This is a genomic window from Pseudomonas sp. Ag1 (genome assembly GCF_000278565.1).
Classification (GTDB): Bacteria; Pseudomonadota; Gammaproteobacteria; order Pseudomonadales; family Pseudomonadaceae; genus Aquipseudomonas.
Window position 1 is genome coordinate 1 of the sequence record NZ_AKVH01000051.1, and the last position, 24,092, is coordinate 24,092.

At 62.2% G+C, this 24,092-nt stretch carries 21 protein-coding genes and 1 pseudogene; 15 read left to right on the forward strand and 7 right to left on the reverse strand.

The features are described from left to right. The first annotated feature begins 729 nt into the window (after positions 1 to 729). The 8 genes from A462_RS30280 (at position 730) to A462_RS30245 (ending at position 8,967) form a co-directional block, all read left to right on the forward strand. A complete protein-coding gene (locus A462_RS30280; RefSeq protein ID WP_008430877.1) occupies positions 730 to 1,809 on the forward strand; it encodes a serine hydrolase domain-containing protein in 1,080 nt (359 codons plus the stop codon). Then, positions 1,806 to 2,120: a hypothetical protein gene (locus A462_RS30275; RefSeq protein ID WP_008430879.1), complete on the forward strand. Its 315-nt coding sequence runs from the start codon at positions 1,806 to 1,808 to the stop codon at positions 2,118 to 2,120. The genes A462_RS30280 and A462_RS30275 overlap by 4 nt, the downstream gene beginning before the upstream one ends. 129 nt (positions 2,121 to 2,249) lie before the next feature. Continuing rightward, a complete protein-coding gene (locus A462_RS30270; RefSeq protein ID WP_008430881.1) occupies positions 2,250 to 3,425 on the forward strand; it encodes a M20 aminoacylase family protein in 1,176 nt (391 codons plus the stop codon). A 56-nt stretch (positions 3,426 to 3,481) separates the two neighbouring features. Next, positions 3,482 to 4,792, forward strand: a complete 1,311-nt coding sequence (locus A462_RS30265) for a citrate-proton symporter (protein WP_008430884.1) — start codon at positions 3,482 to 3,484, stop codon at positions 4,790 to 4,792. Beyond that, positions 4,789 to 6,231 (forward strand): amidase, encoded by a 1,443-nt coding sequence (locus A462_RS30260; protein WP_008430886.1) that lies wholly within the window; start codon positions 4,789 to 4,791, stop codon positions 6,229 to 6,231. The genes A462_RS30265 and A462_RS30260 overlap by 4 nt, the downstream gene beginning before the upstream one ends. 64 nt (positions 6,232 to 6,295) lie before the next feature. Then, the gene (locus tag A462_RS30255; RefSeq protein WP_008430887.1) at positions 6,296 to 7,066 is read left to right on the forward strand and encodes a helix-turn-helix domain-containing protein; all 771 of its coding nucleotides are present in this window, start codon (positions 6,296 to 6,298) and stop codon (positions 7,064 to 7,066) included. Between the two features lie 160 nt (positions 7,067 to 7,226). Further along, positions 7,227 to 7,808: a YceI family protein gene (locus tag A462_RS30250; protein ID WP_008430888.1), complete on the forward strand. Its 582-nt coding sequence runs from the start codon at positions 7,227 to 7,229 to the stop codon at positions 7,806 to 7,808. A 1-nt stretch (position 7,809) separates the two neighbouring features. After that, positions 7,810 to 8,967 carry a phospholipase D-like domain-containing protein gene (locus tag A462_RS30245; protein ID WP_008430889.1) on the forward strand — a complete coding sequence of 386 codons (1,158 nt, stop codon included), beginning with the start codon at positions 7,810 to 7,812 and terminating at the stop codon, positions 8,965 to 8,967. Between the two features lie 128 nt (positions 8,968 to 9,095). Here the strand turns inward: A462_RS30245 and bglX are convergent, their stop codons facing one another. Next, positions 9,096 to 11,387, reverse strand: coding sequence for a beta-glucosidase BglX (gene bglX / locus A462_RS30240; protein WP_008430891.1), 2,292 nt, complete (start codon positions 11,385 to 11,387; stop codon positions 9,096 to 9,098). Positions 11,388 to 11,601: 214 nt separating this feature from the next. On the opposite strand from bglX, the gene A462_RS30235 reads away from it, so the two are divergent. From A462_RS30235 to A462_RS30220, 4 genes are read left to right on the forward strand one after another with little or no spacing between them, the layout of a single operon-like run. Then, positions 11,602 to 12,210 carry a LemA family protein gene (locus A462_RS30235; RefSeq protein ID WP_003209150.1) on the forward strand — a complete coding sequence of 203 codons (609 nt, stop codon included), beginning with the start codon at positions 11,602 to 11,604 and terminating at the stop codon, positions 12,208 to 12,210. Next, positions 12,210 to 12,938 carry a TPM domain-containing protein gene (locus tag A462_RS30230; protein ID WP_003209148.1) on the forward strand — a complete coding sequence of 243 codons (729 nt, stop codon included), beginning with the start codon at positions 12,210 to 12,212 and terminating at the stop codon, positions 12,936 to 12,938. Before A462_RS30235 ends, A462_RS30230 begins: the two co-directional genes overlap by 1 nt. A 28-nt stretch (positions 12,939 to 12,966) precedes the next feature. Next, complete coding sequence (locus tag A462_RS30225) at positions 12,967 to 13,584, forward strand: TPM domain-containing protein (RefSeq protein ID WP_003209147.1); 618 nt, start codon at positions 12,967 to 12,969, stop codon at positions 13,582 to 13,584. A gap of 41 nt (positions 13,585 to 13,625) precedes the next feature. Further along, positions 13,626 to 14,843: a class I SAM-dependent methyltransferase gene (locus tag A462_RS30220; protein ID WP_008430895.1), complete on the forward strand. Its 1,218-nt coding sequence runs from the start codon at positions 13,626 to 13,628 to the stop codon at positions 14,841 to 14,843. Between the two features lie 12 nt (positions 14,844 to 14,855). Here the strand turns inward: A462_RS30220 and A462_RS30215 are convergent. Beyond that, positions 14,856 to 15,852: pseudogene (locus A462_RS30215) on the reverse strand (DMT family transporter). A 324-nt stretch (positions 15,853 to 16,176) separates the two neighbouring features. Here A462_RS30215 and A462_RS30210 point away from each other — a divergent pair. Beyond that, positions 16,177 to 16,758 carry a DJ-1/PfpI family protein gene (locus A462_RS30210; RefSeq protein ID WP_008430897.1) on the forward strand — a complete coding sequence of 194 codons (582 nt, stop codon included), beginning with the start codon at positions 16,177 to 16,179 and terminating at the stop codon, positions 16,756 to 16,758. A 16-nt stretch (positions 16,759 to 16,774) separates the two neighbouring features. Further along, positions 16,775 to 17,092: a ribbon-helix-helix domain-containing protein gene (locus tag A462_RS30205; RefSeq protein WP_008430899.1), complete on the forward strand. Its 318-nt coding sequence runs from the start codon at positions 16,775 to 16,777 to the stop codon at positions 17,090 to 17,092. 105 nt (positions 17,093 to 17,197) lie between these two features. Here the strand turns inward: A462_RS30205 and A462_RS30200 are convergent, their stop codons facing one another. The 5 genes from A462_RS30200 to A462_RS30180 all read right to left on the reverse strand — a co-directional run bounded on the left by A462_RS30200 (position 17,198) and on the right by A462_RS30180 (position 23,293). Beyond that, on the reverse strand, positions 17,198 to 19,756 hold the full coding sequence (locus A462_RS30200; protein WP_003209136.1) for a TonB-dependent receptor: 2,559 nt from the start codon (positions 19,754 to 19,756) through the stop codon (positions 17,198 to 17,200). 128 nt (positions 19,757 to 19,884) lie between these two features. After that, positions 19,885 to 20,853: a FecR family protein gene (locus A462_RS30195; RefSeq protein ID WP_008430902.1), complete on the reverse strand. Its 969-nt coding sequence runs from the start codon at positions 20,851 to 20,853 to the stop codon at positions 19,885 to 19,887. After that, positions 20,850 to 21,389 carry an RNA polymerase sigma factor gene (locus A462_RS30190; protein WP_003209132.1) on the reverse strand — a complete coding sequence of 180 codons (540 nt, stop codon included), beginning with the start codon at positions 21,387 to 21,389 and terminating at the stop codon, positions 20,850 to 20,852. The genes A462_RS30195 and A462_RS30190 overlap by 4 nt, the downstream gene beginning before the upstream one ends. A gap of 206 nt (positions 21,390 to 21,595) precedes the next feature. After that, a complete protein-coding gene (locus A462_RS30185) occupies positions 21,596 to 22,483 on the reverse strand; it encodes a dihydrodipicolinate synthase family protein (RefSeq protein ID WP_008430906.1) in 888 nt (295 codons plus the stop codon). 27 nt (positions 22,484 to 22,510) lie between these two features. Beyond that, positions 22,511 to 23,293 (reverse strand): aldolase, encoded by a 783-nt coding sequence (locus A462_RS30180; protein ID WP_003209128.1) that lies wholly within the window; start codon positions 23,291 to 23,293, stop codon positions 22,511 to 22,513. Positions 23,294 to 23,397: 104 nt separating this feature from the next. Between A462_RS30180 and A462_RS30175 the strand changes: the two genes are divergently transcribed. Further along, a complete protein-coding gene (locus A462_RS30175; RefSeq protein ID WP_003209127.1) occupies positions 23,398 to 23,940 on the forward strand; it encodes a helix-turn-helix domain-containing protein in 543 nt (180 codons plus the stop codon). The last annotated feature ends 152 nt before the right edge of the window (positions 23,941 to 24,092 follow it).

A 24,092-nucleotide genomic window follows, 5' to 3' on the forward strand; every position in this document is an offset into this window, starting at 1 on the left:
CCATGGCCTGGCACGGCTAAATCGGCGTCCTGCCGGTTTACCCGCTCCACCGTGCCTACTTGCGGCCATCGTGGTTAACGGGGCCCGCAGATCAAGATCAAAAGCAAGAGCACAGCGGCCTACCGGCCGGCTTGAGTGTTTAGAAGCCAGATCAAAAGCCAGAGCGAAAGCCAAATCTGAAGCTGATGCAGCTCTGCTTTTCTGTGGGAGCTGGCTTGCCTGCGATGCAGACACCTCGGTGTATCAGGCAGACCCAGTTGATGCCATCGCAGGCAAGCCAGCTCCCACATTTGGACCGTGCCCGCTTTAGCTTTTGATCCGGCTTTTAAACACTCAAGCCGGCCGGTAGGCCGCTGTGCTCTGCTCTTGATCTTGCTTTTGATCTTGATCTTAGGCGYCCCGTTAAACCACGCTGGCCGAACGCAGGCTTTGGAGCGTGGGTAACCYGGCAGGACGCCRGGTTAGCCGTCCTGGGCCAAGGATGGCCCATGACGGCGGCCCACGGTCCAAAGCCGGAGTGAGGGAACACCGAGCCTAAGCGAGGTGCCGAGTGGTGGGGCAAGAGCGTTTTGCTTACTTTTGCGCTGTTCAAAAGTGAGCCGCTGTAAGAGCGGAACCCATATCAGCCATCACCCAAATAACGGATATGTACTCACCCCAGAGTCCGTAACAAAACCGTCATCCCCCTGGGCTAGGCTCGCGGGCTTGAATGCCCCCGAGTCCCAATCCATGTTCAAAGGCCTCCTATACGCCGCGCTGCTGTTCACCCTGACAGCCCACGCCGAAACCTGGCCGGAGAAGGAATGGTCCCAAGGCCAGCCCCTGACCGGCCCGGCAGCCAAGGCCTTGGATGACTACGCCTTCCCACCCCGCGATGACACCACCCGCAAGGGCGTCCGCACCGACGCCTTGCTGGTCATCCGCGACGGCCAGATCATCTACGAACGCTACGCCGCCCCCACCACCGCCAGCACCCCGCACCTGACCTGGTCCATCAGCAAAAGCCTGATGGCCACCGTGCTCGGCGTGGCCTTCGGCGAAAACCGCTTCAAACTCACCGACCCCGCCGCGCGCTTTTACCCGCCGATGAAACAACACCCCGGCGTGACCATGGCCGACCTGCTGCACTGGGCCTCGGGCCTCGACTGGCAGGAAGACTACGAATACGCCCCGCTGAAATCCTCGGTGGTCGCCATGCTCTACACCCGCGGCCACCACGACATGGCCGAGTTCGCCGCCGACACCGCGACCTCCAGCGCCCCCGGCCAGGCATTCCGCTATTCCAGTGGCGACAGCAATATCCTGTCCGCCACCCTCAAGGGCATGCTCGGCCACAAGGCCTACGTCGACTACCCATGGACCGCCCTGTTCCAGCCACTGGGCATCCACAACGCCACCTGGGAAAGCGATGCCGAGGAAACCTTCGTCGCGTCCTCATACGCCTACCTCACCGCCCGCGACCTGGCCCGCGTCGGCCTGTTGATGCAGCGCGACGGCCGTTGGGGCGAGCAACAGTTGCTGCCCAAGGAGTGGGTTGCGTTCAATCGCCAACCGTTCGACAAGTACAAGGCGGGCCAGGACGAAGCCGTTCCGGGCGGCCAATGGTGGCTCAACCGCGAAGTGCAGGGTGCCGCCAGACCCTGGCCGGACGCGCCCGCCGACACCTTCGCCGCCCTCGGCCACTGGGGGCAGGCGCTCTACGTGATGCCCGAAAAACAGCTGGTCATCGTGCGCTATGGCGACGACCGCGACGGCAGCTATCGCCACAACGAACTCCTCAAACGCGTCCTTGCAGCGGTGGAACCATGATCCGCCGTCATCCCTTCGTCAGCCTGTTGATCCTGCTGTTACTCGTGTTGCTCGGCTGGGTCTGGCACGAGCGGGTCAATCTGCAAGCCTTCCCCGACATCATCGCGGCCTACACCGCCAAGGAGTACTGCTCCTGCCGATATGTGGAGGGCAATCCCGCTGATTATTGCCAGGGTTATGTGAAGCAATACGTGCCCACCAGCGCCTTCACCGACAACCCTGAAAAACACCTCGTGACCGCCAGCGGCCTGGGCCGCACACACAGTGCCCAATGGCTGGGCCAACGCGAGGGCTGCCGCCTCTTGCCCTAATGCAGCCACAGGTGGGGCTGAGGTTCCACAGGGTGGAACCACCTTTGATTGTCCTCCTGCGCACATCGCGGTTATCTGGCGGTGTGCAACGAAAAAGAACGGGAACACCCGCCTGCGAGGAGAATCACCATGAGCCCACACCAGCACATCCTGGATTGGCTGAGCGATGTCGCCAGCGACCTGCACGCCGTGCGTCAGGACATTCACGCCCACCCCGAACTGGGCTTTGAAGAAAACCGCACCTCCGCCCTCGTGGCGCAATCGCTGCGTAACTGGGGCTACGAAGTCCACACCGGCATCGGCCAGACCGGCGTGGTGGGTGTGCTGCGCAATGGCAGCAGCTCGCGCAAGCTCGGTATACGCGCCGACATGGACGCGTTGCCGATCATCGAAAACACCGGCGCCAGCTACAGCAGCCAACACGCCGGCTGCATGCATGCCTGCGGTCATGACGGCCACACCACCATGCTGCTGGGCGCCGCGCGTTACCTGGCCGCGACCCGTCAATTCGACGGCACCCTGAACCTGATTTTCCAGCCCGCCGAAGAAGGCCAGGGCGGCGCCGAAGCCATGCTCGCCGACGGCTTGCTGGAGCGGTTTCCCTGCGACGCATTGTTCGGCATGCACAACATGCCGGGCTTGCCCGCCGGCCATCTGGGCCTGCGCGTTGGACCGATGATGGCCTCCCAGGACCTGCTCACCGTGACCCTCGAAGGCGTCGGTGGCCATGGCTCCATGCCGCACCTGACGGTCGACCCGCTGGTGGCCGCCGCCAGTATGGTCATGGCATTGCAGACCGTGGTGGCGCGCAATATCAATGCCCAGGAAGCCGCCGTGGTGACCGTCGGTGCCCTGCAAGCGGGCCAGGCGGCCAACGTGATTCCCCAGCAAGCACTGTTGCGTTTGAGCCTGCGTGCCCTGGATGCAAACGTGCGTGAACTGATGCTGGAGCGGGTCAAGGCGATCATCCTGACCCAGGCCGCGAGCTTCGGCTGCACCGCGCAGATCGAACATCGCCCGGCCTATCCTGTGCTGGTCAACCATCCCGAAGAAACCGAATTCGCCCGCCAGGTCGGCGTCGCCCTGCTGGGTGAAGGTGCCGTCGACGGCAACACCACCAAGCTGATGGGCAGCGAAGACTTCGCCTGGATGCTGCAACGCTGCCCCGGCAGCTACCTGTTTATCGGCAACGGCGTGTCGCGGCCGATGGTCCACAACCCCGCCTATGACTTCAACGACGACATCCTGTTGACCGGCGCCGCCTACTGGGGCGCGCTGGCCGAGAGCTGGCTCAAGCCCGCCTGACGACCTCTTTTTTCTGCCGCTGGACCCTTTTCCGACTGGTTGAATGGAGTGTTCCCATGCAGGCTTCAAAACAAGGTGTATCCCGCACCCGCCAGGTGGTGGCGGCGGTGATCGGCAATGCGCTGGAATGGTATGACTTCATCGTCTACGGCTTTCTCGCCAGCATTATCGCCCGGCAGTTTTTCCCCTCGGAGGATGAATACGCCTCGCTGCTGATGGCCCTGGCCACCTTTGGCGTCGGCTTCTTCATGCGCCCGGTGGGCGGGATTCTGCTGGGCATGTATTCGGACCGCAAAGGCCGCAAGGCTGCGATGCAACTGATCATCCGGTTGATGACCATCTCCATCGCCCTGATCGCTTTCGCCCCCAGCTATGCTGCCATCGGCATGGGCGCGCCGATGCTGATCGTGGTTGCGCGCATGCTCCAGGGCTTTGCCACCGGCGGTGAATACGCCAGTGCCACGGCGTTCCTGGTGGAGAGCGCGCCGGCCCATCGCAAGGGCCTGTACGGTTCCTGGCAGTTGGTGGGACAGTGCCTGGCGGTGTTCGGCGGCGCGGCGATGGTGGCGTTGGTCACGCACTTCTTCGAGCCGCACACCCTTGAAGTCTGGGGCTGGCGCCTGCCGTTCATCTTCGGCTTGCTGATCGGCCCGGTGGGCTTGTGGATCCGCCGGCACATGGAAGACCCCGAGGAATTTATCGAGGCACGCAAACAGGCCAAGGGTGCGGCGCCGAGCTTGATGGACGTCATCCGCGACCACCGCCGCAGCATCTTGGTATCGATGGGCCTGGCCTGCGGGGCAACGGTGTCGTTCTACGTGGTGCTGGTGAATATGCCGACCTTCGCCCACAAGAACCTCGGCCTGCCGCTGGACCAGGTGCTGATGGTGCAGATGTTCGCGGTGGCGCTGATGACCGTGGTGATTCCGCTGTCCGGCCTGCTGTCGGATCGGTTCGGTCGGCGCCCGGTATTGATGGCGTTCACCCTGGCGTTTTTTGTGATGGTGTACCCGCTGTATGTGTGGGTCGCGGCGGCACCGTCCATCGAGCGTTTGCTGGTGATGCAGGTGATGTTGTGCACTGCCATCGGCGGCTTTTTCGGCCCGGCGCCGACGGCCCTGGCCGAGCAGTTTCCCATCGAAGTACGCTCCACCGGGGTGTCGGTGGCTTACAACGTGGCGGTGATGGTATTCGGGGGCTTTGCGCCGTTGATCGTCACCTGGCTCAGCAAGGTGCTGGGCACGCCGGTAGCCCCGGCATTTTATGTGCTGTTCGCTTGCGTCCTGACGCTGCTGGGCACTTACTGCATGCATGAGGCGCCACGGGCGAAACGACCGGCGCCGTTTTCCAGCGAGGTGAAACCTTGAGTATTGTTGAACTGGATGCCATCGAACTGTCTCGGGCGATCCATGCGCGGCAGGTGTCCTGCCATGAAGTGATGCAGGCGTATCTGGCCCAGGTCGAACGCTTCAACCCGACGGTGAATGCGCTGGTCTCGCTGCGCTCCCATGAGGACGTGCTGGCCGAAGCGGCGCAGCGTGATCGCGAGTTGGACCAAGGCCAATCCCGTGGCTGGATGCACGGCATGCCCCAGGCCATCAAGGACCTGGCGGCGACCCAGGGCCTGCGCACCACCCTCGGTTCGCCGCTGTTCGCCGAGCATGTTCCTCAAGAAGATGCGATCAGCGTGGCGCGGGTACGGGCCAGCGGCGCGATCATCATCGGCAAGACCAACGTGCCGGAATTTGGCCTGGGCTCGCAGACCTACAACAGCGTGTTCGGCACCACCGGCAACGCCTATGACCCGCGGCTGGTGGCCGGTGGCAGCAGCGGCGGCGCGGCGGTGGCGCTGGCATTGCGCATGCTGCCGGTAGCGGATGGCAGCGACATGATGGGCTCGCTGCGAAACCCGGGGGCGTTCAATAACGTATTTGGCCTGCGTCCGTCCCTGGGTCGGGTGCCTCACGGGCCGGCGCCGGAGCTGTTCGTCCAGCAACTGGCCACGGAAGGCCCGATGGGTCGCAGCGTGGCGGATGTGGCGCGGCTGCTGAGTGTGCAGGCTGGCTATGACCCTCGGGTGCCGCTGTCGCTCAAGGAGGATCCGGCGATGTTTGGCGAGCCGTTGCAGCGCGACTTCAAGGGTGCACGCTTGGGCTGGCTCGGGGATTACAACGGTTACCTGCCGATGGAAGACGGCGTGATGAGCCTGTGCGAATCGGCCCTCAAGGACTTCGCTGCGCTGGGTTGCGAGGTCGAGCACTGCCAACCGGAATTTTCTCTGGAACGCCTGTGGCAGACCTGGCTGGTGCACCGCCATTGGCTGATCCAGGGCTCCCTCGGCGCGGCGTACACCGACCCGCAAAAACGTGCACTGCTCAAGCCGGAGGCGCAATGGGAAGTGCAGGGCGGATTGCAACTGAGTGCGGCGGACGTTTACCAGGCTTCGATCAACCGCAGCGACTGGTACCGCGCCCTGGGCAAACTGTTCGAACGTTACGATTTCCTGTTGCTGCCCACCGCCCAAGTGTTCCCTTTCGATGCACAACAAGCCTGGCCACGCCTCGTCGCAGGGCGCGAGATGGACACCTACCACCGCTGGATGGAAGTGGTGATCGGCCCCACCCTGGCCGGCCTGCCGAGCATGAACGTGCCGGTGGGTTTCAACCTCCAGGGCTTGCCCATGGGCCTGCAGATCATCGGCCCGGCCCAGGCGGACAGGGCGGTGTTGCAACTGGCGTACGCCCACGAACAACTGACCCGCTGGGTGCAGCGGCGACCGCCCGCTTGCCTCTCGGCGACCGGTTGAGCCGCGACGGGCCTGTATCTTGCTGTGAAATCAGATCATCCATCGGCATCAAGGAGATCGACACATGGGCAGCGACGCCGAGACGGGAACCGTACGCTCAGTAGGGCGGGCACTGGCGATCATCGAATTGCTCGGCGAGCATCAGGCGCTGGGGCTGGAAGAGTTGCATTACCTGACTCACCTGCCCAAGGCCACGGTCTCGCGGATGCTGCTGACCTTGCAGGAACAGGGCTGGATCTATCGTGGCCTCAGCGACCGGCGTTATCGCCTGCGGGCCAGACGGTTGTTCGGCGACACCCAGCAACGCTTCAAGCGCCAACTGGTGGAAAGCGCCGCGCCGTGGCTGCTGGACCTCAGCGAACGCACCGGCCTGGTGGTGGACCTGTCGAGCTTCGACGGCGAGCGCCTGGAGGTGATGGAAAGCGCGATCCCCACGGTGCTGCGCAAGCTCTACCCGAACAATTGCCAGATCGTCGGCCAGCACGCCAGCCTGTTTCATTCGGCCATGGGCAAGGCGTGCCTGTCGCAACTGTCGGCGGATGAAGTGCAGCGCCTGGCCGGTCGTGAGCATGTGGCGGAAGACGATCAATACCGGGCGTGTGAACAATCCCAGCACCAGGGGTTTGGCCAACGCACCGAAGGCTATTGGGAATATCCGGTGCGCCTGCCGTTCCTGATTCGCGCGGTGGCCTTGCCGGTGCGGGCCAATGGCCGGTTGGTGGGCAGCATGGCGCTGCATTGGCCGATGGATCAGGCACCGGTGGAACGGGTGCTGAGCCTGCACCTGGCCAGCCTGGAATCGACGATTCGCGATGTGCAGCAGGCGTTGGCCTGACCACCGTTCCCCCGTAGGAGCGAGCTTGCTCGCGAAGAACTCACAGGCACCGCGTTCATTCAGAATGCCCGCATCATCGTTGGCAACCTTCGCGAGCAAGCTCGCTCCTACAGGAGGTCTTTGTTACTGTTCGCCCAGGTTTTTTGCCCCAAGAGTCTTTATGTCCCTGTTCAAACCCATGGCCTTCCTGCTGCTGGCCGCTGCCGCCGTGCCTGCCCACGCCGACTGGTACCTGGACAACGAGTCCTCGCGCCTGTCGTTCGTCACCACCAAGAACACCGACATCGCTGAAGTGCAGCGCTTCCTGGTGCTGCATGGCAAGGTCGACAGCAAAGGCGCGGCGCAGCTGGAAGTCGAACTGGAGTCGATCAACAGCGGCATCCCGCTGCGCGACGAGCGCATGCGCAATGAGCTGTTCGAGATCAAGACCTACCCGGACGCGGTGATCAATGCGCAGATCAACCTGCAACCGATCAACGACCTGGCCCCCGGCGCGCAATACGAGCTGCGCCTGCCGCTGTCGGTGACCCTGCACGGCAAGACCCAGACCTACAGCACCGAATTGCTGGCGACCCGCCTGGATGACCGACGCTTCCAGGTGGTCACCCTGGAGCCATTGGTGGTGCACGCCGAGGATTTCGATTTGCTGCCGGGGGTAGCCGCATTGCGCAAGGCCGCCGGGCTGTCGCAGATCAGCCTGTCGGTGCCGGTGGGTGCGGTACTGATTTTCACGGCGCGCTGACATGAGCGGCGCAGTGTTCCCGTGGCGCAGCGCCAACCGTTTCGAGCTGATGGTCGACGGCCCGAGTTTCTTCCCGCGCATGCTGGAAGGTATCGCCCAGGCTGAGCAACAGGTGGCGCTGGAGCTGTATCTGGTGGAGGCGGGCGCGTGTGCCGAGGCGATGGTTCAGGCCCTGGTGGCGGCCGCCGAACGTGGCGTGCGCGTACGTTGCCTGTTCGATGACTACGGCAGCCTGGCGTTTACCCTGGGCCTGCGTCGGCGGTTGATCGACGCCGGGGTGGACCTGCGATTCTACAACCGCCTGAGCTGGCGCCGTTGGATGCGCAACCTCTATCGGGACCACCGCAAGCTGTTGTTGATCGACCAGACCATCGCCGTGGTCGGCGGCACCGGCGTGACGGATGAATTCTGGACGCCCGGGGAAGACACCGCCGATTGGCACGAAGTGATGGTGCAGATTCGTGGCCCGCTGGTGCTGGATTGGCAGGCGTTGTTCGACCGTCAGTGGCTGGCGAACGACGATCGTAGAGCCTGGAAACCGGCCACGCATTTTGGCCTGCCACGCTTGCCCAAGGTGCCAGCGACAGGACCGGGGCTGGGGCGTGTGGCCTATGCCGACGCCCGCCAGCATCGGGATATCTTGCAGTCACTGATCCGCGCGCTGAACAGCGGCCACCAGCGTATCTGGCTGGCCACGCCGTATTTCTTGCCGACCTGGAGCGTACGGCGTGCCCTGCGCCGGGCGGCGGGGCGCGGGGTGGATGTGCGTTTGCTGTTGACCGGGCCACGTACCGATCACCCGTCGGTGCGGTATGCCGGGCACCGTTACTACCCGCGTTTGCTCAAATCCGGGGTGCAGATCTTTGAATACCAGCCGTGCTTCCTGCACTTGAAAATGGTGCTGGTGGACGATTGGGTGAGCATTGGCTCGTGCAACTTCGATCACTGGAATCTGCGCTTCAACCTGGAAGCGAACCTGGAAGCGTTGGACCCGGAATTGACGTTGGCAGTGGTGGGGAGTTTCGAGCGGGATTTTGCCCTGAGCCAGGCGGTGAGCCTTGAGGCATGGCAGTCGCGGCCATTGTGGCGGCGGGTGAAGCAGCGGGTGTGGGGGTGGATTGATCGGTTGGTGGTCAACCTGCTGGACCGCCGCGGATAAGCCAGAATACCCCAATCACATGTGGGAGCGGGCTTGCTCGCGAAAGCGGTGTGTCAGTCACCTGATGTATCAACTGATCCACCGCATTCGCGAGCAAGCCCGCTCCCACATTTTGACCGGGCAAGACTTTAGAGCAGTTCGAAGCTCTGCTGCTTCACATCCTGCGAATCCAACCCGATCTGCACATTGAACTCGCCCGGCTCAGCCGCAAACTTCAGTTGGGTGTTGTAGAACTTCAAATCTTCCTCGGTGATGGTGAAGTGCACCGCGCGCTCTTCGCCCGCCTTGAGCATGATCTTCTGGAAGTTCTTCAATTCCTTCACCGGGCGGATCATCGAGCCGGCCACGTCCTGGATATACAGCTGCACCACGGTTTCGCCATCGACCTTGCCGGTGTTTTTCACCACCACGGTGGCGTCGAGCTTGCCGGTCTTGTTCAGGGTGGTGGACGACAGCGCCATGTCCGACAGGCTGAAACTGGTGTAGCTCAAGCCGTAACCGAACGGAAACAGCGGCCCGGTGGTGTCATCGAAGTACTGCGAGGTGTAGTTGCCCGGCTTGCCCGGAGTGAACGGCCGGCCAATACTCAGGTGGTTGTAGTAGGTCGGAATCTGCCCCACCGAACGCGGGAAGGTGATCGGCAGCTTGCCCGACGGGTTGTAGTCACCGAACAGCACGTCAGCGATAGCGTTGCCGCCTTCGGTGCCGGCGAACCAGGTTTCCAGGATTGCGTCAGCCTGTTCGTTCTCCTCGACAATCGACAGCGGACGGCCGTTCATCAACACCAGCACCAGCGGTTTGCCGGTGGCTTTCAAAGCCTTGATCAGGTCGCGCTGGCTCTGCGGGATGTTCAGGTCGGTGCGGCTCGACGATTCGTGGGACATGCCACGGGACTCGCCCACGGCGGCCACGACCACATCGGCGCCTTTGGCGGCCTTGACGGCTTCGTCGATCATGTCCTGGGACGAGCGCGGGTCATCCACTACTTCCGGGGCATCGAAGTTCAGGAAGTTGAGGTAGTCGACGACTTTCTTGTCGTTGGTGATATTGGCGCCACGGGCATAGATCACCTTGCCCTTGTCGCCGATCACGGCGTTCATGCCGTCCAGCAGGGTCACCGATTGCGCGGGTTTACCGGCAGCGGCCCAGCTGCCCATCATGTCGATCGGCGCCTTGGCCAGCGGGCCGACTAGGGCGATGGTCGCGTCCTTTTTCAACGGCAGGGTGTTGTTCCGGTTTTTCAGCAGCACCTGGCTGCGGCGTGCCACGTCACGTGCGTCGGCGCGATGCAGGCGGCTTTCGGCGTAGGTGTCGGCCGGGTCATCCTCGGCCTTGCCGATGCGCAGGTACGGGTCGGCGAACAGGCCCATGTCGTACTTGGCGCCGAGCACTTCGCGCACGGCGTTGTCGATGTCGCTCTGTTCGATCTCGCCGGACTTCAGCAGGCCGGGCAATTCCTTGCCGTAGAGCGAGTCGTTCATGCTCATGTCGATGCCGGCCTTGATCGCCAGCTTGGCGGCTTCACGCCCGTCCTTGGCCACGCCGTGCTTGATCAGCTCGAAGATCGCACCGTGGTCGCTCACGGCCAGGCCCTTGAAGCCCCAGTCCTTGCGCAGCAGGTCGTTCATCAGCCAGGTGTTGGCGGTGGCGGGTACGCCGTTGATCGAGTTCAGCGCAACCATCACGCCACCGGCGCCGGCCTTGATGGCGGCGTGGTAGGGCGGCAGGTAGTCCTGGTACATCTTGACCGGGCTCATGTCGACCACGTTGTAGTCGCGACCGCCTTCCACCGCGCCATACAGGGCGAAGTGCTTGACGCTGGCCATGATGCTGTCGGCCTTGGCCGGGCTGCTGCCCTGGAAGGCCTTGACCATCACTTCGGCAATGCGCGAGGTCAGGTAGGTGTCTTCGCCAAAGCCTTCGGAGGTACGGCCCCAGCGTGGGTCGCGGGAGATGTCGACCATCGGCGCGAAGGTGATGTCGAGGCTGTCGGCGGCAGCTTCCTGGGCGGCGATGCGCCCGGAGTGGCCGATGGCGTCCATGTCCCAGCTGGAAGCCAGGGCCAGGCTGATGGGGAATATCGTGCGGTGGCCGTGGATCACGTCATAGGCGAAGAACATCGGGATCTTCAACCGGCTGCGCATGGCTGCGTCCTGCATCGGACGGTTTTCCGGGCGGGTGATCGAATTGAAGGTGCCGCCGATGCGACCGGCGGCGATTTCCTTGCGGATCAGTTCGCGGGGCATTTCGGGGCCGATGCTGATCAGGCGCAATTGGCCGATCTTCTCATCAAGGGTCATCTGCTTGAGCAGGTCACTGACGAAGGCGTCCTTGTCCTTGAGCACTGCGGGCTTTGTTTCGGCTAATACGGAATGAGTGGCCAAACTGACAACAAGGCCCAGCAAACACAGCTTCTTCATGAAAATCCTTTCTCGCAGTCTTGGGACCGGAGAGCGTCTATTGTTGTTCGGGTGTTGTTCAGATAAATACCGCACACTTCTGAACTCTTATTGGCGCTGGGCATCTTTTAGCTGATTGGCACGATGCAATCCAGTGGGTGGTGGAGGATTATGCCCTAAGCCCGTGGCTAACGCGTCAGTCGGTAAATTTCATAGGTTTGGCAGGAGAAACACCATGCAAGCAGCACAAGGTTACCGTTGGGGCTGGAAGGCCGTGGCATTGATACTGGTGAGCACCGTGCTGAGCGGTTGCGGCATCAACAAGATCCCGACCCTGGACGAACAGGCCAAGGCGGCCTGGGCCCAGGTGCAGAACCAGTACCAGCGGCGCGCCGACCTGATCCCCAACCTGGTGGAAGTGGTCAAGGGCTACGCCGCCCATGAACAGGACACCCTGACGGCCGTGATCGAAGCGCGGGCCAAGGCCACCTCGATCCAGGTGGACGCCAGCACCCTCGACAATCCCGAGAAACTCAAGCAGTTCCAGCAAGCCCAGGACGGTTTGAGCGGTGCACTCAGCCGTTTGATGGTGGTGTCCGAGCGCTACCCGGACCTGAAGGCCAACCAGAACTTCCTGGCCCTGCAATCGCAGCTTGAAGGCACCGAAAATCGCATCGCCGTGGCCCGCCGCGACTTTATCCAGGCAGTGCAGGCCTACAACACCGAGATCCGCACCTTCCCTGGCCGCCTGTGGCACAGCGTGATGTACAGCGACTTGCCGGTCCGCGCCAACTTCGAGGCCACGAGTGCCGATGCCGATAAAGCGCCGCAAGTGAAATTCTGATGGGCAAGCGCGCTTGGCTGATGGCGGCGGTGCTGCTGGCCTTCAGCCTGACCGCCCAGGCCGCCCTGAATTTCCCGGCCCTGACCGGACGGGTGGTGGACAACGCCCAGATGATCGACCCGGCCGTGCGTGCGCAGCTGACCCAGCAGTTGCAGGCGCTGGAGCAGACCAGCGGCGACCAGATCGTGGTGGTCACCGTGCCCGACCTGCAAGGCGTGCCCATTGAAGACTTCGGTTATCAACTGGGCCGCGCGTGGGGCATCGGCCAGAAGGGCAAGGACAACGGCGCCCTGCTGATCGTCGCCCGGGATGAGCACAAGATTCGCATCGAAGTGGGTTATGGCCTGGAAGGCGTACTCACGGATGCGCAATCCTGGGTGATCATCAACCAGGTGATCGCCCCGGCGTTCAAGGCGGGCAACTACAGCAAGGGCATCAGCGACGGCGTGGCGGCGATGCTGCAGGTGGTGGGCGGCGATCCGCTGGCCGTACCGGCGCATGTGTCCGAGGCCAACTTCGCCAAGCAAAACCCGGGCATTTCCATTGGCCTGTTCATCCTGTTGCTGGCAGTGTTGTGGCTGTGCAATCGCATGGGCCTGCCCGTTGGCGCTATCCTGCTGGCGATTCTCAGCAGCAGCGGTCGTGGCGGCGGGGGAGGCGGTGGCGGTGGTGGCTTCAGGGGCGGCGGCGGTGGTTTCGGCGGCGGTGGCGCCTCGGGCGGCTGGTAATGACAATAACTAGAGAGCATCAACAACCATGGCATTATTGAGTCAACACGAGCAACGCCAGGTCGCCGAGGCGATCGCCCGGGTCGAGCAACAGACCGACGCCGAACTGGTGACCGTGCTCGCGGCCCGCGCCGACGACTACGCCTACATCCCGCTGTTGTGGGCCAGCCTGCTGGCGCTGGTGGTGCCGGGGATCATCCACTACCTGTCGGGCTGGTTGACCATGTACACCTTGCTGCTGGCGCAGTGGGGCACGTTCGTCGTGCTGTGCCTGGTGTTCCGTTTGCCCAGGGTCACCACGCGACTGATCCCGCGCTCGGTGCGCCATTGGCGCGCGTCCAACCTGGCACGGCGGCAGTTTCTCGAGCAGCACCTGCACCACACGCTGGGCAGCACCGGGGTGCTGATTTTTGTCAGTGAGGCCGAGCGGTATGTGGAAATCCTGGTGGACAAGGGGATTTCCAGTCGCCTGGATGACAGCAGTTGGGATGCGATCGTCAAGGACTTCACCCGCCAGGTGAAGCAAGGCCAGACGTTGGCCGGGTTTGTGGCGTGTATTGAGGCTTGCGGGGAATTGCTCAGGGAGCACGTACCGGTGACCCACGCACGCAATGAGCTGCCGAATCGGTTGGTGGTGTTGGAGTAGTGTAAAATTCCCGGCATTCCCTGCCCGAGGCGTTTTTGTTCATGTCTGCCACCGCTAAACCTGCCAGCCCCGCGCCGGATCATCACGCGCAGTTCCTCGAACTGCTGAGCGCGAGCCTTGAGCAAAACGCCTTTATCAAGCTGGTGCTGGCCAAGTACGTCGGCACCGAGCCTGATCTTCAGAAGCTGATCATCAAGCAGCTGACGGTCAAGGATCAGCCTTGCCTGTCCTTCGTCTATCGCTACAAGACCCGCGACATCACCAAGAACTTCTCCCTGGCCGACGGCGTGGCGGCAATTGCCGAGTTGGTGCCGGCGGCGTTCAAGAATGCGCACCTGCTGTCGGTGACCGACGAAGCCCAGCTGGAATACAGCAAGAAAAACAAAAGCTCACTGTTCAAAAGCAAGCCGCAGCAACTGCGCGAAGCGCCGTCTGCCGAGCACAACCGCGAGAAGAATCGCTTCCTGGACCTGACCCGGCCCTTCCTCGCCGACCTTGGTGTGACCAACGCCAAACACGAGCTGATCCCGGCGATGTCGCGCAAGTGGAAGCAGATCAACAAGTTCATCGAAGTGTTCAGCCATGCGCTGACCACCTCGCCGCTGAAGCTGGACCAGCCGGTGCGGGTCGCGGACTTTGGCTCGGGCAAGGGCTACCTGACGTTTGCCATCCACGACTACCTGCGCAACACCCTCAACGCCGACGGCGAAGTCACCGGCGTGGAACTGCGCGAAGACATGGTGACCCTGTGCAACAACGCCGCCGCCCGCCTGGACCACCCGGGGCTGGTGTTCAAGTGCGGGGATGTGCGCAGCGTCGCGCCCAGCGAGCTGGACGTGATGATCGCCCTGCATGCCTGCGACATCGCCACCGACTACGCGATTCACACCGGCATCCGCTCCGGTGCGTCGATCATCATGTGCTCGCCGTGCTGCCACAAGCAGATTCGCCTGCAGATCCAGAGCCCGGCGCTGCTCAAGCCGATGCTGCAATACGGCCTGCACCTGGGCCAGCAGGCGGAAATGGTCACCGACAGTTTGCGCGCGTTGTTCCTTGAAGCGTGCGGCTATGAGACGAAAGTGTTTGAGTTCATCTCGTTGGAGCACACCAACAAGAACAAGATGATCCTGGCCGTGAAGCGTGCCGAGCCGGTGGACAACGCTCAACTCCTGGAGAAAATCCAGGAGCTCAAGGCGTTCTACAACATCACCGAACATTGCCTGGAAACCCTGCTGCGGGCGGACGGTTACCTCGCCTGAGTACGACGCAAATCAAAAATGTGGGAGCGGGCTTGCTCGCGAAAGCGGTGTGTCAGTCACCTGATGTATCAACTGATCCACCGTATTCGCGAGCAAGCCCGCTCCCACATTAGATCGCGCTAGCCTTGGGAGCTGGCGCAGGCTTCACGCTGGTCTTGCGCCCCAACATCACCGTCACAATCACCCCGCAGGCAAACAGCCAGGTAATCGGCTCGATGTGTTCACCAAAAAACAGCGCCGAAAACGCGATCGTGAAAAAGATCTGCAACAGCTGAATCTGGCTGACCCGGGCGATGCCACCCATGGCGAGCCCGGCGTACCACGCAAAGAACCCCAGGAACTGCGAAAACAACGAGACATAACCAAACGCCCACCAGGTGCGCATGGAGATCGGCCCTTCGTGTTGCAGCGCCAGGTAGGCCACCGGCCCGATCAATACCGGCGTCGACAGCACCAGCGCCCAGCAGATTACCTGCCAGCCGCCCATCTCCTTGGCCAACCGGCCGCCTTCGGCATAACCCAGGCCACCCACGGCAATCGCGCCGAGCATCAACAGGTCGCCCGCCTGGATGCTGCCGGCCCCGGTGATCAACGCATAACTCAGCACCAGCGCACTGCCCAGCGCCGCGCAGGCCCAGAAGGCCTTCGACGGACGTTCATGGGACAGCCACGCCGCATACAGCGCCACGCACAGCGGCTGCAACCCGTTGACCAGCGCGCCATGGGACGCGGGCAAGGTTTGCATGGCCCAGGCCGACAATACCGGGAAACCCAGGATCACCCCGGCAATCACCAGCGTCAGGCCGCGCACCTGGCGCCAGGTGGGCCAGCGCTCGCGACGCCACAGCAACAAAGCCGCCGCCGGCACCGCCGCAAACAACGCCCGGCCCAGGCCGTTGAGCAGCGGGTGGATTTCCTGCACCACGATACGGGTGAAGGGCAGGGTGAGGCTGAAGATGACGACGCCCAGCAGGCCGAGGGCCATGCCGGTATTTTCGCGGGAGCTCATGGAAGGAACCAGAATCGAATGGGCCGGAAGTGGACGTTCATCTAGCCACAAAGCCCGGAAAACGCGGGCCTACAGCTGGGTGCGGATTTATCCGTACAGTTTTGAACGGGCGACCCGGTTCATGTGGGAGCTGTCGAGCCTTGGCGAGGCTGCGATGGGATCAACGCAGTTTACCTGTCAGGCCGAGGTGTCTGCATCGCGCGCAAGCCCGGCTCCTACACAAGCCGGGGTGCTGATGTAGTAGCGGGCCATTACCCGGATCAAGCCTGCGGGTCTATCTTGGCTACTCCTGTCTGCCCAACCGTTCAACCGGAGGAATGTCCCATGGCCGCGAAAAAAATCCTGATGCTGGTCGGCGATTACGTCGAAGACTATGAAGTGATGGTGCCGTTCCAGGCGCTGTTGATGGTGGGGCATACCGTGCACGCCGTGTGCCCGGACAAGGCTGCCGGCCAGACCGTGCGCACGGCGATCCACGACTTCGAAGGCGACCAGACCTACAGCGAAAAGCCCGGGCACCTGTTCGCCCTGAATGCGGATTTTGCCAAGGTGAACGCCGCCGACTACGACGCGCTGCTGGTGCCGGGTGGCCGTGCCCCTGAGTACCTGCGGCTGAACGAAAAGGTCCTGCAACTGGTCAAGGATTTCGATCAGGCTGGCAAACCCATCGCTGCCGTGTGCCATGGCGCTCAACTGCTGGCGGCTGCCGGGATCCTGGAAGGCCGCGAATGCAGCGCCTACCCGGCGTGCGGGCCGGAGGTACGACTGGCGGGCGGTACGTTCATCGATATCCCGGTGACCGACAGTCACGTTCAAGGCAATCTGGTAACGGCCCCGGCGTGGCCGGCGCACCCAAGCTGGCTCGCGGGTTTCCTCGGGCTGCTGGGCACCAAAATCACCCTGTAAAGCGGAGGTCATCGCCATGTGCGAACTGTACGTCAAGGCCGACCCGATTCTGTACGAATCCCGCTCGCGCTCCCTGCGCATCTGCGGCGTGGTGACCACCGTGCGCCTGGAAAACCAGTTCTGGGACATCCTCAGCGAAATCGCCGAGGTGGATGGCATGACCACCAATCAACTGATCGCCAAGCTGTATGAAGAAGTGATGGATTACCGCGGCGAAGTGGTGAATTTTGCTTCGTTCTTGCGGGTGAGTTGCACGCGGTATTTGAGCAAGCAGCGGGTTCACGCCCCAGAGCTCAGCCTGGTTAATACAAGAAATGGCGCGCAGAAGGTCTGAATGTGGGAGCGGGCTTGCTCGCGAAGGCGGTGTGTCAGGTAACTCATGTACCGACTGATCCAGCGCTTTCGCGAGCAAGCCCGCTCCCACATTGATTAGTAGGGGTCAGAAGAACCGCGTCACACTGATCTTCGCATCCCGGCCCTTGGTGTAGGCGCGGTCGCCGCTCAGGGCCGGTCGGAAGTTGTTGTTGAACAGGTTGTCCACGGTGAAGTTCACCTCGGTACCCTTGAGGTAAGCCTGTTGCGGCTTCCAGCTGGCGAACAGGCCTTGCGTGTTGTAGCGCTTGTTGCCGTACTGGTCGTAGAACAGGTCGCCGATGCTGGTGCCCGGGCCGCCGGAATACTTGTCGCTCGGCAGGCGGCTGGTGGCGCCGATGAACTGCCCTTGCCAGCCCACCCGCATATCCAGGCTCGGGATCTTGGTGCCGAGCACCACCACCCATTTGGTAGGCGGAATGTCCCGCGCCCAGACGTCCGGCCCCCACGGGTTGGTGTAGGCGCCTTCATGTTTGCCGGTGGTGTAGGCGAACGATACCGAGCCGAACACGTAGGTGGAGTCATAGAAACTCTCGGCCTCGAAACCCTTGATGGTCATGCCGCCGATGTTGCGGTAGTTGGACATCGCGCCCGGCGGGCAGGCGCTGGAAATCGTCCCGCCGTTGACCGCCTGGTTCTGGCAGCCCACGCCCGTGGCCTTGAAGATTTCGTCCTCGACCTTGTTGTGGAACAGCGTGGTACGCAGTTGCAGGTTGTCGCCGTGGGCGAACACGTCGGCGAAACTGGTGACGTTGCCCAGGGTGATGGAGGTGATGCGCTCCGGATCCAGGTCCAGGCTGGTGGCGGTGCGGCTGCCCAGGCCCTGGACTTCATACTGCTCGTCGATCACTGGCGCACGCCAGGTGCGGCTCCAGTTGGCGAACATCGCCACGTTCGGGGTGATGGTCCAGTACGCCGCCAGGCGTGGCGACCAGCCGGTGTAAGTGCGGTCGCTGTAGTCATGGCCGATGGCCGGGTCCGGGTTGCTGTAGTACGGCGCGTCGTTGGCCTCACCGCGGTTGCGCACATGGTCATAGCGCATCGACGGGGTAATGGTCACATCGCCCAGCGTCACCGCGTCCTGGATAAAGAAGCTGTTGGTGTCGACCTTGCCATGGGGCATGAAGCCCGGCTGGAAGTGCCCGTAGTTGTATTTCGGGGTGTTGTAGGTGGCGCCGGGCATCCACATTTCGGTTTCCCGGGTGTGCTTGCGGATTTGCACACCGGTGGTCACCGCGTGCTGCAACGCACCGGTGGAAAACAGGCTGACGTTGCGTACGTCGAGGTTCTTGTCGTTATAGGAGGTGTCCATCTTGCGCCCGCCGGTGGCCAACTGGAAAAACGCCGTGGCGTCGCGCTCGTCGGTCTGGTCGGTATTGGATTCGGAGTACTTGATGGTCAAGTCCACCAGCGGGTTATTCATCGGCTGGTATTCGTACTTGCCGGACCAGGTGGTGTCGACGGTATTGCGGTTGGCCAGGAAGCGTTTCAGCGCGGCTTCGTAGCCATAGCGGTCGATGTTGGCCTGGGTCGGCGGCGTCGGGTAGCTGGCGGCAGAGAAGGGCGTCCAGCGCTGGCTGTTGGAGCGCGAATACGACAGACCCAGGCTTTGCTCATCGGTGAAGTGAGCATTGAACTTGAACAGTTTGCCGTCCACATTCTGGGCGCTGTTGGGCAGGCGCTTGGGGTTGATCGGGTACTGGTTGTTGTCGTTGGGCAGGGTGGCAGCCAGTTTCATGTCGCCGCCGTCGCGCTGGGTCAGGTAGGCCAGCGCGTCGAAGCGGCCGTCATCGGTACGCCCGTAAACGGCACTGCTGTAGACCTGCTCATGGTCGTTGCTGGAGTAGCCGTATTTGAGCATGGCACCGCTGTTGCGCCCGTCCTTGAGCAGGTCCGGGGCATCCTTGGTGGTCATGTTGACCGTACCGCCAAAGCCGCCGTTGCCGCTGAAGGGCGAGTTGGGGCCTTTCTCCACTTCGATGCTCTTGATCAGCTCGGGCTCGATAAACACAGTGCCCTGCTGGTAGCGCTCAAAACCGCTTTTGGTGGCGCCATCGACGGTCAGCGGCACGTCTTCGGCGTCGCCGAAGCCACGGATGTTGATGGTCTGGCCACCGGGCTTCAGCGAGCCGCCCTGGCTGATGCCGGGCAAGGTTTGCAGCAGGCTGGGAATGTTGTTGGACTGGTAACGGTCGATGTCCGCCTGGGTCAGGGTGGAACGGCCGACGGTGGTGGAGTCGACCTCGTTGCCGGTGCCGATCACGCTCAGGGCGTCGAGCTGGATCGCGCTGCTGTTGGTGGTCTTGCCCTCTTCGGGGCGTACCACGTAAGTGCTGCCGACCTTGAGCAATACGAACTCGCCGTCCTTGAGCAGGGTGCGAATCGCCACTTCCGGTGTGAAGTCGCCATTGAGGGCCGGCGCCTGGATATTTTTCAGCAGCGCTTCATCGAACAGCAGCTGGATTTTCGCCTGCTGCGCCACCTGGCTCAGGGACGTGGCCAGGGACTGGGCCGGCAGTTGCAGCTTGAACGACTCGGCCTGGGCACTCAGGCTGAAGGCCAGGCAGGCGGCAATGGCGGTGGGTCGAAGAAACAGGTGCTGAACGTGGCAAGGCGCGCGAAACATGAAATCCCCCGGAGTAGCCAAATGGCCAGAAAGGTGTGCGTATCAAACGCAGACCCGAGGAAGACGCGGCAGGAAAAATAATCCTCACATGCGAATGCAAAATATTCTCAAATAAGAATTCCGCGGGGCTATTTGCGCGGTTCGATCCTGATATTGCCGTCGGCCAGGGCCACGGTTTTCACCGGCAACAGTGCCGGCAGGGCGTTGAGCAGGGCGTCCGGATCATTCACGTCCAGATTGCCCGAGACCTTCAACTGCGCCACCGCGCTGTCCACCAGCAACGGCGCCTGGGGCCGGTACAGGCTCAACTCATCCATCAGGCTGGCCAGCTCGCGATTACGAAACGACACGTGGCCGCCGCGCCAATCGGCGACCTCGCCGGCAGTGAGGGTTTGCTGCTGCAGCGTGCCCTTGGCATAACTGAACGTAGCGCGCTGATCGGCGCCGAGCAGGGTGGCCGGCAGCCTGGCATCCGGATCGAACGCCACTTGCCCGTGGGCCACGCTGACCACCAACTGCTGCTTGCTGCGCCGCACATCGAAGCCGGTGCCGACCACCCGCACATTGGCTTCACCGGCCTGCACGAACAGCGGTCGTTCCTTGTCGGGCGCCACCTCGATATACAACTGGCCCTGATCCAGATGCACGATGCGCTGGTGACTGTTGAAGTCCACCCGCAGGCGCGTGTTGGCGTTGACGTACAAGGTGCTGCCGTCGGGCAGATGCAAGGTGCGCATCCCTTTGGCATGGGCCGCGACCTGGGCGTGGAACAGCTCGCGTGGGGCGCCGATGTTGCTCGTCAGCACGGCACACACCAGGGCGGCAGCCACCGCCAGGGCCGGGCGCCACACGGGTGGTTTGCGCACGGGCAGCGGTGTCGGTTTGTTCAGTTGCTGCAACTGGGCCAGGTCGGCCCACAGCTGTTCGAATTCGGCGTAGGCGCGGGCATTGGCCGGCTCGGACTGCCAGGCGGCAAACGCCTTGCGGTCGGCGCGACCGGCGTCATTGCGGTTGCGCGCAAACCAGCTGGCGGCCTGGGCATCGATGGAGTCGCTGGCCTCGATGTCACAGGTGTCGATGTCGCTCAGGCGGGTCATTCTGGCTGCTCCTTGCCCTGTTCTTGTTGAAGTCGCTGCTTGCAATGCAGCAAGGCAAAAGCGATGTGCTTTTCCACCATGCTGATCGAAACGCCCATGCGCTCGGCGATCTGCGCCTGGCTCAGGCCTTCGAAGCGGTGCAGCATAAGGGCTTCTCGTCTTCTCGGCGAGAGTTCAGAGAGGACTTCTTTCAACTGTTCCAGGCGTTGCAGGCGTTGCGCGGCGGCCATGGGATCGTCTCGCGAGTCGCTGACAGGTTCGGCATCCAGTTCGGCCTGTTGCTGGTGGACGGTGTGCCGCACCTTTTGTTTGCGCCAGTGATCGCGCAGCAGATTGCGCGCCATCTGGAACAGAAACGCCCGTGGCTGCTCGACCTGAGCCCGGTCGCGGTAGTCCAGCCATTGGGTGAAGACATCCTGGGTCATGTCTGCCGCGTCGCTGGCGTTGTCCGTGCGTTTACGCAGGAAATGCAGGATATCTGCATAAAACCCGCGAAAGGCATCGGCCGACAGCGGGTCGGGCTTGGGACGAGACATGGATATCCTTCTTGACGAAGCACGACGTGGAAAAGTCGTGAATGATATCGAGAATTATTGTCATTTGTCTCTATTGAAAATCCAAGGTTGGATGCGGACTAAATGTGGGAGCGGGCTTGCTCGCGAATGCGGTGAGTCAGTCGACCTATTAATTGACTGACCCACCGCCTTCGCGAGCAAGCCCGCTCCCACATTTGGATTGCGTTTCAGCGCAACAGGGTCAGTAGTTCTTGCAACTGAACACGGCCTGCCTCAGCCAGCGGGAAAACCGGCAGCCGTGGATCCCCCGACTCCAGGCCCGTCAGCCGCAAACCGGCCTTGATCGTCGCCGGCAAGCCACCTTTGAGGATGAAATCCAGCAACGGCAACTGGCGATAAAACAGCTCCCGCGCTTTCTCCAGGTCATTGGCCAAAACGGCTTCATACAAATCCAGGTTGAGCTGAGGAATCAGATTCGGCGCCGCCGTGCACCAACCTTTCGCGCCCGCCGCAAACGCCTCCAGCGCCAGCGGATTGCAGCCGTTGTAGAACGGCACCTGGCCCTCGCTGCGCCGGTGCAATTGGTGCATGCGCTGAATATCCCCGGTGCTTTCCTTGACCATGGTCACGTTGTCGACGCTGTTGACGATGCGCAGCATCAAGTCCACCGACATGTCGGTGCCACTGGTGGCCGGGTTGTTGTAGAGCATGATCGGCACGCCGATGCTGTCGCCAATGGCCGCATAGTGGGCGAGGATTTCCGCCTCGCTGAGTTTCCAGTACGAGGCCGGCAATACCATTACCACGTCCGCGCCGTGGGCCTCGGCAAACTGCGCACGACGCACGGCCTTGGCGGTGGTCAGGTCGGAGACGCTGACGATGGTCGGCACACGCTTGCCCACCTTCTGGATGCTGTAGGCGGCGACTTCATCCCACTCTGCATCACTGAGATAGGCGCCTTCGCCGGTGCTGCCCAACGGTGCGACAGCGTGCACGCCGCTGTCGATCAGGCGGTCGATCGAAAGGCCCAGGGCTTCGAGGTCAATGCGCTGGCCGTCCGTGCTGAACGGGGTGATGGTGTAGCCGATAATGCCGTGAATAGAAGGGCTGGACATGCAAAAGTCTCCGGTCGAAAAAGGGTTTCAGTTCAGGCAATCGGCGTGTTGGCGCAGGTTCTGCCGAGCGTAGTAGTTGAACGCTGCGCCGTGGCGCTTGGGCTTGGAAATCCAGTCATGGGCTTCGCGGCCCAGTTCCGGCAGGATCGGCTTGATCGTGCCGGCGGCCATCGCCAGCAGCTGCAACTTGGCCGCGCGTTCGATCAACTGTGCGATCACACAGGCTTCCTCGATGCTCGCCCCAGTGGACAATTGGCCGTGGTGGGAAAGCAGAATCGCGCGTTTATCCCCCAGGGCAGCGGTGATGATTTCACCTTCTTCGTTGCCCACCGGCACCCCGGGCCAGGCTTCGAGGAATGCGCAATCTTCGTACAACGGGCAGAGGTCCATGTGGGACACCTGCAACGGCACTTCCAGCATCGACAACGCAGCGATGTGGGTCGGGTGAGTGTGGATGATGCAGTTCACGTCCGGGCGACCGCGGTACACCCAGCTGTGAAAACGGTTGGCCGGGTTGGGCATGCCATGGCCTTCCAGCACCTCCAGGTCTTCGTTGACCAGCAACAGGTTGCTGGCGGTGATCTCATCAAAACCCAGGCCCAGTTGTTGGGTGTAGTAGGTGCCAGGCGTCGGGCCGCGTGCGGTGATCTGCCCGGCGAGGCCGGAGTCGTGGCCGTTTTCGAACAGGATCCGGCAGGTCAACGCCAGCTTTTGCCGGTCGGTCCACGTATTATCCGCCAGGGTGTTTTGCATCTGGGTCAGCGCCTGCTTGACCAGTTGGTCTTTCGGGAGTGCTAATGTCTTGGCCATATCAGTGTCCTTGTTCGTCGCAAATGACACTAAAGAGACTATATGACACAAAGTGTCATTAGCAAGCATTCATCATCGCCTCTTTAATGGATTAACCGCTGCGCATGTCTATCCGTTTGAAAATATTGAGAAAAAAACTTGGTGTGACATTGGAGTCGCTCGCGGAAAAATCCGGGATGACCAAGAGTTACCTGTCGAAAGTCGAGCGGGGGTTGAATACGCCGTCGATTGCGGCGGCGCTGAAACTGGCCAAGGCGTTGAATGTGAAGGTCGAAGAATTGTTCAGCGAGGACAATGTCAGCCTCGACAGCTATAGCCTGGTGCGCAGCCACGAACGGCAGGCGTTGTCGGGCACCGATGCGTCACCGGGTTACGCGGTGTTGGCGCATCAGGTCAGTGAGCGTAGTTTGTTGCCGTTCATCATTTACCCGCCGGCGGAGTTCACCGACAAGACCTTCAAGGAACATTTGGGGGAGGAGTTTTTGTTTGTGCATGAAGGTCAGGTTGAGGTGGATTTCATGAGTGAGCGGGTGGTGTTGAATCGGGGGGATGCGTTGCATTTCAATGCGCAGAAGCCGCATCGGATTCGGTCGGTGGGGGAGGTTCAGGCGCAGCTTTTGGTGGTGGTGCATAGTGCTGAGGGGTGATGGTGGGGGTGGGGGCATATCCGTTATTTGGGTGATGGCTTATATCGGTTCCGCTCTTACAGCGGCTCACTTTTGAAMAGCGCAAAAGTAAGCAAAACGCTCTTGCCCCACCACTCGGCACCTCGCTTAGGCTCGGTGTGCCCTCACTCCGG

Excerpts from the sequence above, each read along its gene's own strand:
- A462_RS30210 (WP_008430897.1), top strand. The coding sequence starts at position 16,177 with ATGGCCGCGAAAAAAATCCTGATGCTGGTCGGCGATTACGTCGAAGAC.
- A462_RS30220 (WP_008430895.1), top strand. The coding sequence starts at position 13,626 with ATGTCTGCCACCGCTAAACCTGCCAGCCCCGCGCCGGATCATCACGCG.
- A462_RS30195 (WP_008430902.1), bottom strand. The coding sequence starts at position 20,853 with ATGACCCGCCTGAGCGACATCGACACCTGTGACATCGAGGCCAGCGAC.
- A462_RS30225 (WP_003209147.1), top strand. The coding sequence starts at position 12,967 with ATGGCATTATTGAGTCAACACGAGCAACGCCAGGTCGCCGAGGCGATC.
- A462_RS30270 (WP_008430881.1), top strand. The coding sequence starts at position 2,250 with ATGAGCCCACACCAGCACATCCTGGATTGGCTGAGCGATGTCGCCAGC.
- A462_RS30200 (WP_003209136.1), bottom strand. The coding sequence starts at position 19,756 with ATGTTTCGCGCGCCTTGCCACGTTCAGCACCTGTTTCTTCGACCCACC.
- A462_RS30245 (WP_008430889.1), top strand. The coding sequence starts at position 7,810 with ATGAGCGGCGCAGTGTTCCCGTGGCGCAGCGCCAACCGTTTCGAGCTG.
- A462_RS30185 (WP_008430906.1), bottom strand. The coding sequence starts at position 22,483 with ATGTCCAGCCCTTCTATTCACGGCATTATCGGCTACACCATCACCCCG.
- A462_RS30205 (WP_008430899.1), top strand. The coding sequence starts at position 16,775 with ATGTGCGAACTGTACGTCAAGGCCGACCCGATTCTGTACGAATCCCGC.
- bglX (WP_008430891.1), bottom strand. The coding sequence starts at position 11,387 with ATGAAGAAGCTGTGTTTGCTGGGCCTTGTTGTCAGTTTGGCCACTCAT.
- A462_RS30190 (WP_003209132.1), bottom strand. The coding sequence starts at position 21,389 with ATGTCTCGTCCCAAGCCCGACCCGCTGTCGGCCGATGCCTTTCGCGGG.
- A462_RS30230 (WP_003209148.1), top strand. The coding sequence starts at position 12,210 with ATGGGCAAGCGCGCTTGGCTGATGGCGGCGGTGCTGCTGGCCTTCAGC.
- A462_RS30250 (WP_008430888.1), top strand. The coding sequence starts at position 7,227 with ATGTCCCTGTTCAAACCCATGGCCTTCCTGCTGCTGGCCGCTGCCGCC.
- A462_RS30280 (WP_008430877.1), top strand. The coding sequence starts at position 730 with ATGTTCAAAGGCCTCCTATACGCCGCGCTGCTGTTCACCCTGACAGCC.
- A462_RS30235 (WP_003209150.1), top strand. The coding sequence starts at position 11,602 with ATGCAAGCAGCACAAGGTTACCGTTGGGGCTGGAAGGCCGTGGCATTG.
- A462_RS30265 (WP_008430884.1), top strand. The coding sequence starts at position 3,482 with ATGCAGGCTTCAAAACAAGGTGTATCCCGCACCCGCCAGGTGGTGGCG.
- A462_RS30175 (WP_003209127.1), top strand. The coding sequence starts at position 23,398 with ATGTCTATCCGTTTGAAAATATTGAGAAAAAAACTTGGTGTGACATTG.
- A462_RS30180 (WP_003209128.1), bottom strand. The coding sequence starts at position 23,293 with ATGGCCAAGACATTAGCACTCCCGAAAGACCAACTGGTCAAGCAGGCG.
- A462_RS30275 (WP_008430879.1), top strand. The coding sequence starts at position 1,806 with ATGATCCGCCGTCATCCCTTCGTCAGCCTGTTGATCCTGCTGTTACTC.
- A462_RS30255 (WP_008430887.1), top strand. The coding sequence starts at position 6,296 with ATGGGCAGCGACGCCGAGACGGGAACCGTACGCTCAGTAGGGCGGGCA.